This window comes from Nostoc sp., assembly GCF_036917755.1.
Lineage (GTDB): Bacteria > Cyanobacteriota > Cyanobacteriia > Cyanobacteriales > Nostocaceae > Nostoc.
Genome location: NZ_JBALFC010000095.1, coordinates 21885 through 36682 on the forward strand (window position 1 = coordinate 21885; position 14798 = coordinate 36682).

At 42.7% G+C, this 14798-nt stretch carries 15 protein-coding genes; 7 read left to right on the forward strand and 8 right to left on the reverse strand.

Annotated elements, in window-relative coordinates:
• Positions 1–24: 24 nt before the first annotated feature.
• Both panB and V7L05_RS20520 read right to left on the reverse strand, forming a co-directional pair.
• On the reverse strand, positions 25–795 hold the full coding sequence (panB, locus tag V7L05_RS20515; RefSeq protein WP_335166711.1) for a 3-methyl-2-oxobutanoate hydroxymethyltransferase: 771 nt from the start codon (positions 793–795) through the stop codon (positions 25–27).
• Positions 796–902: 107 nt separating this feature from the next.
• Positions 903–2009 carry a ligand-binding sensor domain-containing protein gene (locus tag V7L05_RS20520; protein ID WP_335166688.1) on the reverse strand — a complete coding sequence of 369 codons (1107 nt, stop codon included), beginning with the start codon at positions 2007–2009 and terminating at the stop codon, positions 903–905.
• A 657-nt stretch (positions 2010–2666) separates the two neighbouring features.
• On the opposite strand from V7L05_RS20520, the gene V7L05_RS20525 reads away from it, so the two are divergent.
• The 7 genes from V7L05_RS20525 (at position 2667) to V7L05_RS20555 (ending at position 7795) form a co-directional block, all read left to right on the forward strand.
• Positions 2667–4097 carry a form I ribulose bisphosphate carboxylase large subunit gene (locus V7L05_RS20525; protein WP_292830887.1) on the forward strand — a complete coding sequence of 477 codons (1431 nt, stop codon included), beginning with the start codon at positions 2667–2669 and terminating at the stop codon, positions 4095–4097.
• A 102-nt stretch (positions 4098–4199) separates the two neighbouring features.
• Positions 4200–4607 carry a RuBisCO chaperone RbcX gene (gene rcbX / locus V7L05_RS20530; RefSeq protein WP_335166690.1) on the forward strand — a complete coding sequence of 136 codons (408 nt, stop codon included), beginning with the start codon at positions 4200–4202 and terminating at the stop codon, positions 4605–4607.
• A 46-nt stretch (positions 4608–4653) separates the two neighbouring features.
• The gene (locus V7L05_RS20535) at positions 4654–4983 is read left to right on the forward strand and encodes a ribulose bisphosphate carboxylase small subunit (protein WP_292771904.1); all 330 of its coding nucleotides are present in this window, start codon (positions 4654–4656) and stop codon (positions 4981–4983) included.
• 155 nt (positions 4984–5138) lie between these two features.
• Positions 5139–5765: a GDSL-type esterase/lipase family protein gene (locus V7L05_RS20540; RefSeq protein ID WP_335166692.1), complete on the forward strand. Its 627-nt coding sequence runs from the start codon at positions 5139–5141 to the stop codon at positions 5763–5765.
• A gap of 61 nt (positions 5766–5826) precedes the next feature.
• Positions 5827–6054: a type II toxin-antitoxin system Phd/YefM family antitoxin gene (locus V7L05_RS20545; protein ID WP_335166694.1), complete on the forward strand. Its 228-nt coding sequence runs from the start codon at positions 5827–5829 to the stop codon at positions 6052–6054.
• Entirely contained in the window at positions 6051–6431 is a 381-nt protein-coding gene (locus V7L05_RS20550) for a type II toxin-antitoxin system VapC family toxin (protein WP_335166696.1), read from the forward strand. The genes V7L05_RS20545 and V7L05_RS20550 overlap by 4 nt, the downstream gene beginning before the upstream one ends.
• A gap of 92 nt (positions 6432–6523) precedes the next feature.
• Positions 6524–7795 (forward strand): ribulose bisphosphate carboxylase small subunit, encoded by a 1272-nt coding sequence (locus V7L05_RS20555; protein WP_335166697.1) that lies wholly within the window; start codon positions 6524–6526, stop codon positions 7793–7795.
• Between the two features lie 411 nt (positions 7796–8206).
• Here the strand turns inward: V7L05_RS20555 and V7L05_RS20560 are convergent, their stop codons facing one another.
• The 6 genes from V7L05_RS20560 to V7L05_RS20585 all read right to left on the reverse strand — a co-directional run bounded on the left by V7L05_RS20560 (position 8207) and on the right by V7L05_RS20585 (position 14058).
• Entirely contained in the window at positions 8207–8959 is a 753-nt protein-coding gene (locus V7L05_RS20560; RefSeq protein WP_335166698.1) for a hypothetical protein, read from the reverse strand.
• A gap of 351 nt (positions 8960–9310) precedes the next feature.
• Positions 9311–9709 (reverse strand): hypothetical protein, encoded by a 399-nt coding sequence (locus V7L05_RS20565; protein WP_335166700.1) that lies wholly within the window; start codon positions 9707–9709, stop codon positions 9311–9313.
• A gap of 832 nt (positions 9710–10541) precedes the next feature.
• Positions 10542–10808, reverse strand: coding sequence for a hypothetical protein (locus V7L05_RS20570; protein WP_335166702.1), 267 nt, complete (start codon positions 10806–10808; stop codon positions 10542–10544).
• A 474-nt stretch (positions 10809–11282) separates the two neighbouring features.
• Positions 11283–12428 carry a beta-ketoacyl-ACP synthase gene (locus V7L05_RS20575; RefSeq protein ID WP_335166703.1) on the reverse strand — a complete coding sequence of 382 codons (1146 nt, stop codon included), beginning with the start codon at positions 12426–12428 and terminating at the stop codon, positions 11283–11285.
• Between the two features lie 108 nt (positions 12429–12536).
• Entirely contained in the window at positions 12537–13325 is a 789-nt protein-coding gene (locus V7L05_RS20580; RefSeq protein ID WP_335166705.1) for a peptidylprolyl isomerase, read from the reverse strand.
• Between the two features lie 163 nt (positions 13326–13488).
• Positions 13489–14058, reverse strand: coding sequence for a photosystem I assembly protein Ycf4 (locus tag V7L05_RS20585; RefSeq protein ID WP_335166707.1), 570 nt, complete (start codon positions 14056–14058; stop codon positions 13489–13491).
• Positions 14059–14798: the final 740 nt, after the last annotated feature.

Below are 14798 nucleotides of genomic sequence, written 5' to 3' on the forward strand. Positions count from 1 at the left end.
TTTGCCTCAACTCAGATTCTACTATTATGGAAACTTCCGATCGCGCACTTCTAAGGCATAATCTTGCACAGCTTTGGTAATCGTCTCCCGCAAGTTTGTATAAACTTTGGCAAAGGGTGGACGTTTCTCTGTAAGTCCGATGACATCTGAAGTAACTAAAACTTGTCCATCGCAATGAATTCCTGCACCGATACCAATTGTCGGAATGCTCAGTTTTTGCGTAATCTGCATTGCTAAATCTGCGGGGATATGCTCTAACACTAAAGAAAATACACCAGCTTGTTCCAGAGCGATCGCTTCATTTAAAATTCTTTCTCCCGTTTCCTGGCTCTTTCCCTGTTGTCGCAAACCAAGTTGATGTATTGATTGCGGTGTCAAACCTACATGACCCATTACCGGAATTCCAACTTGTACTAAACGAGCAATAGTTTCAGCGATCGCTGGATAGCCACCTTCCAATTTTACCGCTTGAGCGCCCGTTTCCTTCAATACCCGCCCAGCTGAGTGCATCGCTTGCTGGAGACTTTCTTGATAGGTTAAAAATGGTAAATCTACAACCACTAATGCGCGTTTAACTCCTCGGCGCACAGATTTTGCGTGGTATATCATTTCATCCAAAGTTATGGGTAGTGTTGTTTCATACCCTAGAACTACTGCCATAGAGTCACCCACAAGGATTAAGTCTACACCAGCTGCGTCAAGGAGTTGAGCGATCGCATAATCCCAGGCCGTCAACGCCACAATTGCACGTCCCTGTTGTTTCCATTGAATTAATTGCTGGGTAGTGATTGCCATTTTCCTAAGTAGGGAGTAGGGAGTAGGGAGTAGGGAGTAGGGAGTAGGGAGTAGGGAGTAGGGAATTTCACCACTCCCCACTCACCACTCCCCACTCCCCCACTCCTTCATTTAACGGCATGACTGAAAGCAATATGAGGTTTTGCACTACCCATTTTGGGCATTAACCAAGCTAAACCTTCACTAGTGCCAATCCATAATTTATTGCTAATGTCAGGTGCAAGGGCAAGAACCCGACTAGAAGGAAGTCCAGCAACTTCTGCATCTAACACAGCTCCTGTATTTGGATTTAATCGTAACAAACCATTATTAGTCCCGACCCAGACACTACCATCTTTAGCAAAACGTACCACTGTCACATTACGCCCACGCAGACGAGTTACAGAGCGCAACACTGCACCAGTTTTTGGGTTAATAACAAGCAAATTATTCGGCATTCCCGCCCAAATCAATCCTTCTGGACTAATAGCTAAAGCTTGTACAGTCGTCCCTGGCAAATCTGCTATCCGCTTGATAATCGCAGCACTAGCAGTATTTACCCGCACTAATCCATCAAGAGTGCCAACCCACAGCTGACCTTCAGCATCTAAAGTCAGGGTGTTAGCGCTGACACCAGGCAGATTTTTTAATGTTGTCATAATCAAACCTTGGTCGGGACTAATTAGAGCTAAACCATTATCGGTTCCAACCCACAAATAACCCCGCTTGTCAAGTAACAGAGACAACACCCGTTTAGAAGGCAAAAATAAATTCTGCGCGGTGATTTCGTTAGTGCGCGGGTCTACTCGGATAAGTCCCTCAGAACTTCCCACCCACAAACGTCCTACTTTGTCTTGAGCTAAAGCACCAATGGCAACACTTGGCAAGCTAACACGAGAAATAATCTTGCCGGTTTTAGGATCAATCCGCGATAGTCCCCGCCCAGAACCTACCCAAAGATTGCCTGTAACATCTCCCAGTAAGTTACCGACACGATAATTAATTTCTGGCGAATGTTCTTGCACTCCCCGCTCATCTGGCAAGGGTTGCACTCGCGGGGGCGGTGGAGAAGGTGGGTAAACAGGGGTTACATCAGATGAATTAATCTCAGGGGTTTTTTGTGCCAATCCCATACTTGGCAAAGCTATCAACCCCAACAAAATAGAACTAATCAATAAACTAGTACGCTTGCAAAACAATACCACGGTGACATTTCCTTTGGAGACAGTACCCATAGCTATTACCTAAACTTGCTTTGGGTTAATTCCAGTGTTCCCCTAGCTGGCATTTTTTAAACGTCATCGGCAATTTTTCTCAAATTTAATGGGTATTGGGCATTGGGCATTGGGCATTGGGCATTGGGCATTGGGCATTGGGCATTGGGGAAAGAATTCTTATCACTCCTAACTCCTGTACAGACGCGATTAATCGCGTCTCTCCTAACTCCTAACTCCTAACTCCCCAAAAGCTTCCCTAGAGTTATCGATCGCACTTTGTAAAGTTTTTGTAACAAAATGTTTAAATCTTTCTGTGATAACAAAATTAAATAGGTAAGTTAAAAACTTTCAAAGAATAACTTATCAAATTATTGATATATTGTGAGACAAGCTACAAATTACGTGGTGTGCAATTCTTTTTTCTTTCGCTATAAGTATAGCAGGGAACAGTAAAAGCACTAGGTTGTATACCCCTAGATGGTGAAAACACTGGTAAGGAAGATTACCACCCCTGCCAAAGTGTCCGCCAGCAAAAACTCTACCCTCTATTAAAAGCAACCCTTAAAAAATTTTTCCTGATCTTCTTCGCTCTGAAGAAGGGAAAGAGCGGGATGAGCGAAGTTGCAAAAAACGTGATTTGATAAGTAAAAGAGAGATTTCTGAGAAGGATAAAATATGTCTTACGCTCAAACTAAGACTCAGAGCAAAACTGGGTATAAAGCCGGGGTTCAAGATTACAGACTAACTTATTACACACCCGATTACACACCGAAAGATACAGACATTTTAGCGGCATTCCGTGTTACACCCCAGCCCGGAGTTCCTCCCGAAGAAGCAGCTGCGGCTGTAGCGGCTGAGTCTTCCACTGGTACTTGGACAACTGTGTGGACAGATTTGCTCACCGACCTCGATCGCTACAAAGGTCGTTGCTATGACATCGAACCAGTTCCTGGTGATGACAACCAATTCATTGCCTACATTGCCTATCCTTTGGATTTGTTTGAAGAAGGCTCTGTAACTAATATGTTGACCTCCATTGTGGGCAACGTATTTGGTTTCAAAGCTTTGCGAGCGCTACGTCTGGAAGACTTGCGGATTCCTGTGGCTTACCTGAAGACCTTCCAAGGGCCTCCCCACGGTATTCAAGTTGAGCGTGACAAGTTAAACAAATACGGTCGTCCTTTGTTGGGTTGTACAATTAAGCCCAAATTAGGTCTTTCAGCTAAAAACTACGGACGCGCTGTATACGAGTGCTTGCGCGGTGGTTTGGACTTCACCAAAGACGACGAAAACATCAACTCCGCACCATTCCAAAGATGGCGCGATCGCTTCTTGTTCGTATCTGAAGCTATTACCAAAGCTCAAGCTGAAACCGGTGAAATCAAAGGTCACTACCTAAACGTCACCGCCCCCACCTGTGAAGAAATGCTGAAGCGGGCTGAGTTCGCTAAAGAACTCAAACAGCCCATCATCATGCACGATTACCTCACCGCAGGTTTCACCGCCAACACCACATTGGCTCGTTGGTGTCGTGACAACGGCATATTGCTGCACATTCACCGCGCTATGCACGCCGTTATCGACCGTCAAAAAAACCACGGTATCCACTTCCGCGTTTTGGCTAAAGCCCTGCGGATGTCTGGTGGTGATCACATCCACACCGGCACAGTAGTTGGTAAACTCGAAGGTGAACGCGGTATCACAATGGGCTTCGTTGACTTGTTGCGTGAAAACTACATTGAACAAGACAAGTCTCGCGGTATCTACTTTACCCAAGACTGGGCTTCTCTACCTGGTGTAATGGCAGTTGCTTCCGGTGGTATCCACATTTGGCACATGCCTGCACTCGTAGAAATCTTTGGTGATGACTCCGTGCTGCAATTTGGTGGTGGTACTCTGGGACATCCTTGGGGTAATGCTCCTGGTGCTACAGCTAACCGCGTAGCTTTAGAAGCTTGCGTCCAAGCTCGTAACGAAGGCCGTAACTTGGCTCGTGAAGGTAACGACATTATCCGCGAAGCCGCTAAGTGGTCTCCTGAATTAGCCGTTGCTTGCGAACTGTGGAAAGAAATCAAGTTCGAGTTTGAAGCGATGGATACCGTCTGATCAAAAGTTAGGAGTTAGAAGTTAGGAGTTAAGAGTTACATTAATTCATAATTCATAACTCTTAACTTCTTAACTCATAACTGTTGACGGCTGGGGTCAAGCATGAATCTTAAGCAAATTGCGAAGGACACAGCCAAGACTGTCCAAAGTTATCTGACTTATCAGGCTCTAAGGACAGTGTTGGCACAGCTAGGCGAAACGAATCCTCCATTAGAACTTTGGTTGCATAACTTTTCCTCTGGCAAAATTCAGAATGGTGAGTCATACATTGAGCAACTGTTGCAAGAAAAACCAGATTTGGCTTTGCGAATCATGACTGTCAGAGAACACATTGCGGAAGAAGTCATCGATTTTTTACCCGAAATGGTTCGCACTGGCATTCAGCAAGCCAACATGGAACAGCGTCGCCAGCATTTAGAACGCATTACGCAACTCAATTTATCGAACCCCAGCCTGCAACCAGAACAGCAAGCAAGTTCAGATCCGAATTTAGATAACTTATCGAATTAGTTCGGTCAACCTAGTAGTAAAAAATCACCACCCATTATCAAAAGCTATGCAAACTTTACCAAAAGAGCGTCGTTACGAAACCCTTTCTTATCTGCCCCCTCTGTCTGATGCTCAAATTTCCAAGCAGATCCAGTACATTTTGAATCAAGGTTACATTCCAGCAATCGAGTTTAACGAGACTTCTGACCCGAAAGAATTCTATTGGACAATGTGGAAGTTGCCTTTATTTGGTGCTAGATCGACTCAAGAAGTATTGAGCGAAGTTCAAGGATGCCGTTCTCAATTCAACACCAGCTATATTCGGGTTGTGGGTTTTGACAACATCAAGCAGTGCCAAATTCTCAGCTTTCTTGTTCACAAACCCAACAAATACTAAGGTTAGCAAGCTTTAAGTAATTGGTTTATTTCCATAGGAGAGGTAGAATTATCTGCCTCTCCTATTTACTAGATTTGTTTTAAAACGTAAAGGCACGCGGAGTTATTCTCTGCGTTTTGCTTAGGATACCTTTACGTTTTTTTAGAAGGTAATAAATGGAATTAGAGCATCTACCGGAAGTAAGAATTTGTTTTGTTGGTGACTCTTTTGTTAATGGTACTGGCGACCCAGAATGTCTTGGTTGGACAGGCAGGATATGTGCTAATGCTAATAAAAAAGGCTATGATATCACCTACTATAATTTAGGAATTAGGCGAGATACGAGTACTGATATAGCAAAGCGTTGGTTACAGGAAGTATCACTTCGCTTACCCAAAGAATATGATGGCAGAGTTATATTTTCTTTTGGGTTAAATGACACAACAGTAGAAAATGGTAAAACTCGCGTGGATTCGGCAGATTCTATCAAGAATACCCGTGAAATTTTAAGTGAAGCTCAAAAGTTATACCCTGTGTTGATGGTTGGTTCTGCGCCATACGCAGAACAAGAAAACCTTCAAAGGAGGCAGAGAAATACCGATTTATCTAAACAGTATGCTTTGATTTGTAATGAATTAAATGTACCTTATTTAGATGTTTTTCCGATATTAGAAAAATCAAACATCTGGATAAATGAGGCAAAAGCTAATGATGGTGTTCATCCTCAAGCAAGCGGTTATGCAGAATTTGCCCAAATTGTAGAAAATTGGGACGCTTGGTTAAATTGGTTTCCTTTAATTTAATCGAGAATTCAAAGTTAGGATAGTGGTAGCACTTTAGTCTTTCTATCCAAAGGTAGGAATTATGCAGCAAATTACTCTCGCTGAAGCATCTCAAAACTTACCTGAGTTAATTGAAGCAGCACTCGGTGGTGAGGAAATTATTATCATCAAAGATAATCAACCTTTAGTGAAGTTAACTCCTGTGTCGCCAGTTAAACGCCGTCCTAAGTATGGTAGTGCCAAAGGACTTGTAACAATATCTGATGACTTTGATGCACCACTGGAAGATTTTAAGGAATATATGGAATGAGGCAACTACTAGACACTCATACTTTTATTTGGTTTGTGATGGGTGATCCAAGAATCAGCGTTAGTTTGCGATCGCAAATTGAAAATAATGATAATCTACTGAGTATTGCTAGCGTTTGGGAAATGGCAATCAAGCACAGCATTGGTAAACTCAGCTTTGGTATGACTTTTAACGAGTTTATCCAACAGCAAATAATTAGGAATGCTATTGAATTTCTACCAATCACCATAGACCATATTACTGTTGTTGCTACACTACCTTTGCATCACCGTGACCCATTCGACCGACTTTTAATTGCACAGTCGGTAGTTGAAAATATACCTGTATTGAGTGCTGATAAAATTTTTGATGCATATCCAATTAGGCGTATATGGTAGATAGCGCTCCTTTTCTACCAAAAGATAAATAAACAGCAATCACCAAAAAAAACTGAACATTACTTTAAACACTGCTAGGCAAAGATAATTTTATGGGTTACTACATCGCTCCCCGCTTTCTGGATAAACTGGCTGTCCACATTACCAAAAACTTTCTCAAGCTTCCTGGTGTGCGAGTTCCTGTGATTTTGGGTATTCACGGACGCAAAGGAGAAGGCAAAACATTTCAATGTCAATTAGTCTTCGAGAAAATGGGTATCGAGGTAACTAACATATCTGGCGGCGAATTGGAAAGTCCAGACGCAGGAGATCCGGCGCGGTTGATTCGGCTGCGCTATCGGGAAACAGCAGAACTGATCAAAGTACGCGGCAAAATGTGTGTTTTGATGATTAACGATTTAGATGCGGGGGCTGGACGCTTTGATGAAGGTACTCAATATACTGTAAATACGCAGTTGGTGAATGCCACACTGATGAATATTGCTGATAATCCCACAGATGTGCAGTTGCCTGGAAGCTATGATTCTACGCCTTTACGTCGTGTGCCGATTATTGTCACAGGTAATGATTTTTCTACCCTCTATGCACCGTTAATTCGGGATGGACGGATGGAGAAGTTCTACTGGGAGCCAAACCGAGACGATAAGGTGGGAATTGTCAAGGGGATTTTTGAAGCGGATGGACTGTCACAGAAGGAAATTGAACAGCTAGTTGATACTTTTGTCAATCAATCCATTGACTTTTTTAGCGCTTTGCGATCGCGCATTTATGACGAACAAATCCGCAACTACATCCATCAAGTAGGTTTTGAGCGGGTATCCTTAAGTGTGGTTAACAGCGTTGAAGGACCACCAGAGTTTAAAAAGCCAGATTTCCGGCTGTCTCACTTAATCGAGTCTGGTAACTTCCTCGTTGGTGAACAAAAACGGGTGGAAAATTCCCATTTGGTTGATGATTACAACCGACTGAATCGAGGTAGAAATTCTCAATCTGCACCACCTGCGGCTGTAACACCAATTAGTCAGCCGTCAAATGGCACAACTCAAGAAGCAAAAACTAATGGATTCCCGAAACAGGAAGTATCGAGTCCACATTTGACCCTAGAGACACAAGCACAAATTAGAGAATTATTGTCTCAAGGTTACAAAATTAGTATTGAACACGTAGATGAGCGCCGTTTCCGCACAGGTTCTTGGCAAAGTTGTGTTAATAGTCACATTGATAGCGAGTCTGATGCAATCTCAAATTTGGAATCAACTCTGACAGAATATACTGGTGAGTATGTGCGCTTAGTAGGTATTGATCCAAAGGCCAAGCGGCGGGTGGTGGAAACGATTATTCAGCGTCCGCATGGGATAAATTAGGCATAGATAAATGATAAAGTGCGATCGCTATCCGATTACCCAAAAATCCTCCAAAACCTCAAAGAGTCCTATCGGACATCCCTCTCCTTACTAAGGCTACGGTGTACACACAAGTCCAAAAAAGCTCGATTTCCCATGCTCTGCATGGGAATGGCTGATTAGGGGCTGCTGCCTCCAGTTAAATATTTAGTCAGAATTGAGTCAGAGATTCAATGAATGCATTCCCATACTCCGTATGGGAACGAGGAAAAATGAGGAAAAGTGCGATCGCTACGCAACAAGTTATCCGATTACCCAAAAATCCTCTAAAACCTCAAAGAGTCCTATCGGACATCCCTCTCCTTACTAAGGAGAGGGACAGGTTTTGCGTAGCAAAACCAGGGTGAGGTTATGAGGTTTATCAAACTCACGTTAACTACAAGTAGCTGCTGAAGCCGAGTTAACCTTTGTTAAATCGCCAGTGAATACTGCTGTGTATTGATAAGGTGATGCACCAGAACAATTCATAGAATTTGTATTAGTACGACGGGGAGTCCACCATGAGGTTGTTTGCACAGTCAAATTTGTGCCATTCCATGATAGATTGTTGATAACTAAAGAGTTAGTTTGTCCATCAGTCGGCTTTTTGGATGATAAAAACGTCGCATAGTTAACCTCGCCATTGGCTGGATTAATCCGGGCTATAACTGCGACTTTTGGCCCGCCTCCGCTACCATAGCTAGACAACCAACGCCCAGTGGCAAAGCGGCGAAAATCGTTACCAGTTTGACTGCCAGTGGAAGAGTAAACGCCATATAAAACATTCGCTCCATCCCAAAACAATCCATAACCTGTACCATCGTCATTTGTTGTTTCGTAATCACTACGACACCATGTTTTAATCCCATTATTAAAACGGATTGTCACAGGGTTTTTGTTATTAGATGAGACTTGCTGATAACCAATGTAAATTGTTGTATTTCCATTCTTTACTTTCGGCCCATTTTTAGCTTTGATTGTCGCTTCACTATCATTGCAACTAAATGTCACAGCATTACCGATAGATGAATTTATGGTTTGCACAGGGACTGGAAAAGCTTTTTGTGTGATTAGTAAATCAGCTACTAATACTACAGATAAAGAGAAATATGTCAAATACTTTTGCAATTTGGTAGAATAAATCATGGTAAAAATCTGCCGAGAAAGTATTAGACAAAACTTCGTATTCCTATAAATTCTGATCAGAAGTTAGACAATCAAAATTGTTGAGACTTGCAGATTGCAGCATTCTCAATATTACGAAAAATGAAACTAAACTAGAAAACGCATAAGATAATATGCACGATATTAACTGTACATAAACCTTCTATATCAAAGAGTATGAGTGAGTAGAATAAATTGCGTAGGCAAAGCTCACCGCAGGTATCGCAGCAGTCAACAACAAATGCTTTTAATGAACAAGTAGCGTTTGCTCATTCTTCATATCTCTTGCTAGAAGGTTTTTTACCTCTGCTTTCTGTCTGCCGCCGTGCTGTATTAGACGGTTTTAACATTCTGATCTGATGCTTTTGCGGCACTAGCTTTCAGCAGGCGACTTAACCTAGTTTTGCGGACACGTTCGCTATCACGAATTCCACCCGCCATTTCATATTCACTGCTGTTTTTGCCATACTTAAAAGCAACGCCCCTCACAATCTTATCTGTAAGATTGTCTAAAGTTTTTTCCATCTCATCAATTTTAGTTTTGGAAGAGTCAATCATCGCTAGAGCGATGTTATAACCATCAAGCATAGTGCGTAACTGCTCAATTGATTGAGTTAGATTTTGCAAACCGCAATTATCACCAAAATCCATATTTGAATCAATTGCTTTGAATCCGGCGGATCTCAATTCAGCTTTTTCTAAAATACGGGATGTACGTTTTGGACGAGACATAGATATATTCGTTAGATAGGGTTATAGAATACCAATTGAGTAATCATAATTTTGGAAGAACTTTTCCCTCAACTCCTATCCAAAGCTCATACCATTTCACACAAACCCTGATACATATAGATTTCTCGTAGGGGCACAGCAATGCTGTGCCCCTACCAACGTATTTGTATCATTATTAAAGTAAAACGGTATCAGAAGAGAGTTTGGCTCTGCCTTTCCTACCAAGAAAGGCAACTGGAGGGTTAGGTTTTTGATTACTGAATCAATGCTCTAAAGCTAGTTTGACTTAGCAAAGCTGTTTTCTGGTTCAGTAAAATTCATGAATAATTTTATTTATTAAAAAACTAATACAGAAATCTGAGTAATTTCTCTTAACGGGACTTAAATATTTTTGACGGAGAAACAAGCTTCAAACCCATGCAAGATAAGGTAAATACACCAAATGCTCAAAAATAGCTGAAACCCAAATATATCAAGATACTAAGTAAAAAGATGTCAAAGTCTGTCTGTATATAGATTTGAGGCTCTTTTTTGGGTGTTTTTTGTCTATAGCGGTTCTCGCTTGAATAGGTACTGAACTCCACCCCCAACCCCCTAAGGAATAAGAATTAAATAACATACAATTTATGTCCCTGGCTTATCTCACCCTCAATCCCTCTCCGATATATTGGAGAGGGAAGCTAGATACAGGATGAAGTTTTGTATTTTATTTAATTTACGTTCCTATGAGCAAGCGAGGAGGGGACTATGATGTACCTCATCTGATTAGTAAACGCTATAAGTCCGATTAATTCAGATATTGCACCTGGTTTTTTGGACGATTGCTTTAACGTTAGTGAAGAATGTCGTGATGTTCATGAGAGATGTCACGATGTTCATGAGAGATGTCGTGATGTTCATGAGAGATGTCGTGATGTTCATGAGAGATGTCACGATGTTCATGAGAGATGTCGTGATGTTCATGAGAGATGTCGTGATGTTCATGAGAGATGTCGTGATGTTCATGAGAGATGTCGTGATGTTCATGAGAGATGTCACGATGTTGAGGGATTTCTAAGAAATAAATTACTACTACTTGTGGGGTGGGCCGAAAAGCCATTGGTGTCAAGTTAAGAAAAATGGATGGCTGTCAAGAGTGGGCAAATCAATGGTAAAAGTCAATCAACACCCCTGTGTTGAAAAAGCCATGAGTAAACCACGGAAAAAGCAAGGGAATCCAGATTTTCGCCATCGAGTCAGCGTAAGTAGCCCCAACCAGTCAAGAGATAGAATCACGCCTGTTTGAACTAGTCAGCCCAGGTACATTTGCTAACCTCAAAGGGGTAAAAGACTTTGAACGGAGCTTGCGTTCACGAGTACTGAAGAAAGTCAATAATGCCAGTAATAATGTTGAATATAGTGTATCTAGAAATACAGCATCTCACAGATGTATTGCGATCGCTAGAAATAGAGGGATTATGGAAAAAATTGAGACTACGGTCACGAAGCGCAAGTCTCAAACTCATATTCTCATAGCTAACTTAAGGGCATCGGGCATTAGGAACTAATGACAAATTATCACACTCACAAGTTTTTACCTTGCCAATGCGATCGCGGCATTCTGTCCGCCAAAACCAAAACTCAAACATAATACCTGCCTAATTTTACTTAGGCGTGCGGCTGTAACGATATCCAAATCAAACTCTGGCTGCTGCAATCCTATACAAGGTGGTAATATTTGATGCTGTAACGCCATGAGAGAAAAAGCCACACCTAAAGCTCCAGATGCTCCTAGTGTATGACCTGTGCTTCCCTTGGTGGAACTAACCGCCACTCCTTGAGGAAACAAACGCTGGATTACCATGCTTTCTATGCGGTCATTTAGCTGAGTAGCTGTGCCATGAGCATGAATATAATCAATATCGGCTGGTGTGAGACAACTACGTTCTAGACATTGTTTGATGGCAGCGATCGCACTTTTCCCTTCAGGTTCTGGTGAATTGGGATGATATGCGTCGTTAGTTAAGCCAAAACCGAGAATTTCACCATACACTTTTGCTTGACGCTGCTTGGCCAACTCTGCTGATTCTAAGACAAACACAGCTGCGCCTTCGCCCAACACTAAGCCTTCCCGGTGCAAATCAAATGGATAAGCCCCAGTTTTCGCCAAAGCACCCATCTGCTGAAACCCAGCTAAAGTTAAGGGTGTAATCGGTGCTTCCACTGCGCCAGCGATCGCTTGTTGACATTGCCCAGTTTGGATGAGTAAAGCTGCTTGAGCAATAGACCAAATTCCAGTAGCACAAGCTGCCATCGGTGCCAAAACTATCCCTGATGCACCGATTTGTCGCGCAGCTGCGATCGCATTCATCTGAGGTAATGTATCTAGCCAATTTCCCAAAGATAACACCGGGAAATTCGCCGCTTCACTATACATTTGCCTTGCCAGCATTTCCCAAGACGCTTGATAAGAGCGACTCGATCCAATGACTACAGCACAATCAGCTGCATGTGCAACTAACCCAGCATCTTGCAAAGCATAAGCAACAACCATCTGAGTTAACATTGTCAACTCAGATGGTTTTTGACCAATCAAACCTAGAGGAAGTGGTGTAAGTTCTGGAAATGGTTGATGTAATCGAATTCCAGATTTACCTGCGATTAAATTTCGCCAACTCTGCTCCAAGCTTCCACCCAAGGCGGAAATTAAACCAATACCAGTGACACAAACCTTAACCAATTTGAATTTTAGGGGATGAGGGGGATGAGGAAGATGAGGAAGAATAATAATCGTTTGTTTGCTCCCTTTACTCCTTCATCTCCCTCATCTCCCCCTGCTCTCTTCCTCCTACTTTCCAGGTGTTTTCAGATTTTCAGCACCTTGGGTGACTTTAGCGGAGTCAATGCGATCGCCTTGCTGAATTTTGTTCACTACATCAAAGCCTTGAGTGACATTGCCAAACACGGCGTAGTTACCATCCAAGAAGGCTAGATCGGCTAAAGCAAAGTAAAACTGGGCAGAAGCAGAGTCTGGTGGTTGCGATCGCGCCATCGCTACTGCACCCTGTTTATGGGGCAATACGACAGCTTGAGCAGTAGCATCAAATGGTTTATTGTAAATCGGAGTATCTGAACCTTTTGGCTTAACTTCTAAAGGTATGTAGCGAGGATTTCCCGTTTTTGGGTCAATATAACTACCTTCTCCCAGTTTATCTATTGGAACTTTCGGGTCTTTGCTTTTAGGATCGCCCCCTTGAACCACAAACGGTTGGGGTTCGCGTATAACTCGATGGAAAGCTAAACCATCGTACACACCCTTTTGCACTAAATCCACGAAGTTGCCAGATGTAATTGGGGCATTCGTGCCGTCTACTTCGATAGTAATCGGCGAACCTTTAACCGTCATAACCACAGTAGCCTTACCTTCGAGGCGTGGTAAATCTGTGATTCCAGGAATACTCTCACTACTAGTTTGAGATACAGATGTTGCTTCAGTAGTTGTCTTGGTGCTTGCCTCGCTCGTAGTCGAGGTTGGAGAAGACGTATTAGAAGCGACTTGACGTGTTGAACATCCTCCCAACATCAAGGCACTGATGATCACCAGAGAAAGCAAAAATTGTGAGATTTTTAACCGCATTGCCAATTACTGATTCAACCACAGTATCTTATCGTTTTGAGGGGCATTAAGCATTGGGAGTGGGGCATTGGGCATTGGGCATTGGGCATTGGGCATGGGGCACGAATTTTTCCCAATTCCTAACTCCCCACTCCCCACTCCCCACTCCCCACTCCCCACTCCCTTAAAGTCCTTCTAGTGACACTCCCAAGAAGCGGGCTAACTTTGCGCCTTCTGTTTCCAACTCTGTTAAGGATAATGGTTGTCCAACCCGTGTTAAGGGTATATCTCGCCGGCCTTTAACGCGTAGATAGAGTGCGCGAAGGGGATTAAGACCTTCTTTGACGGCTATTCGCACAGATTGCACATCTTCTATGCGGCTGTCAATCTCAATTCGGCGGTTTTTGCCAGGAAATCCCCAACGGAATATTTTGATTGTGCCAGTTTCCTGATTAAATTCGTTGTAACCGCCTCCTACATCCAATAAAATCATTACCCACAGGTATGTGGCTAATAGCAAGCCAGCAGTACCATATAACCCCATCACCAATCCTTGGGGGACAAATATCAGTTGGGTTGCATCGGTAACTATGAGTAAATTAACTTTTAAATAACTGGATATCCCAGCCAATAAAAAGCCGCTTGCTCCCAAGGTAACTATAGTTGCCCACCAGTAGTTACTGAACCGACGGGAACCGAGAACATTTTGATGCAGGAGGCGATCGCCTTTGTTAATCGTTGTTGATGCCGTCATTGAACTACCATTGCCCGTGAGATACTAACACACTGAATGTTTTCGCATTGAGTGTAGGCTTGTGTGCATTTTACCAAACATTGCTGACAAAAACTCAACTGTGGACTTCCCTGTTGCTGCTACCCATACAATAATTTGTTAAGGCACGTTACATAATTTCTTCACTCAAGGGCTGATAAAAACTCTTTCTCATCTACCCCTCTGCCATTCTTATCCCCTCTGGCTGCCTCTTTTTGAACTCTTGGTAATGAGTTACCTACCTACGCCCATCTGCACTAAATTTTTTCAGATTTCTGAGAAAACTTGTGTCAAATTGTAAAAATTCTGATATTCATATTAATTATAGGGTTCGTGTTTCATATCCTGATTTGCTTGTTGTGTATCAGGCAAAAACCCAGAGTAGTGTGATAAGTTAAGAATCATTAAGTTACCACAAGCTAGATTACTAGCCAATGGTACGTGTAATGGCATAAACAAAGAGAAATGCTGATTTCACAGGTCGGCAAGCTCTCAGAATCTCAGTTGCTTTCAGGCTGTTGAGATTGTCAAAAAAAACGTTAATTCCTCACGGCAGTCGGTTACATTGGCTCTCCGTACTGCCTTAGAAACGTTGCAATTTTAGTAAAAAAAGAGGATTTTAGTCCGATGACCATCGCAGTTGGACGCGCCCCCAGTAGAGGGTGGTTTGACGTTCTAGACGACTGGCTCAAGCGCGATCGCTTCGTATTCGTAGGTTGGTC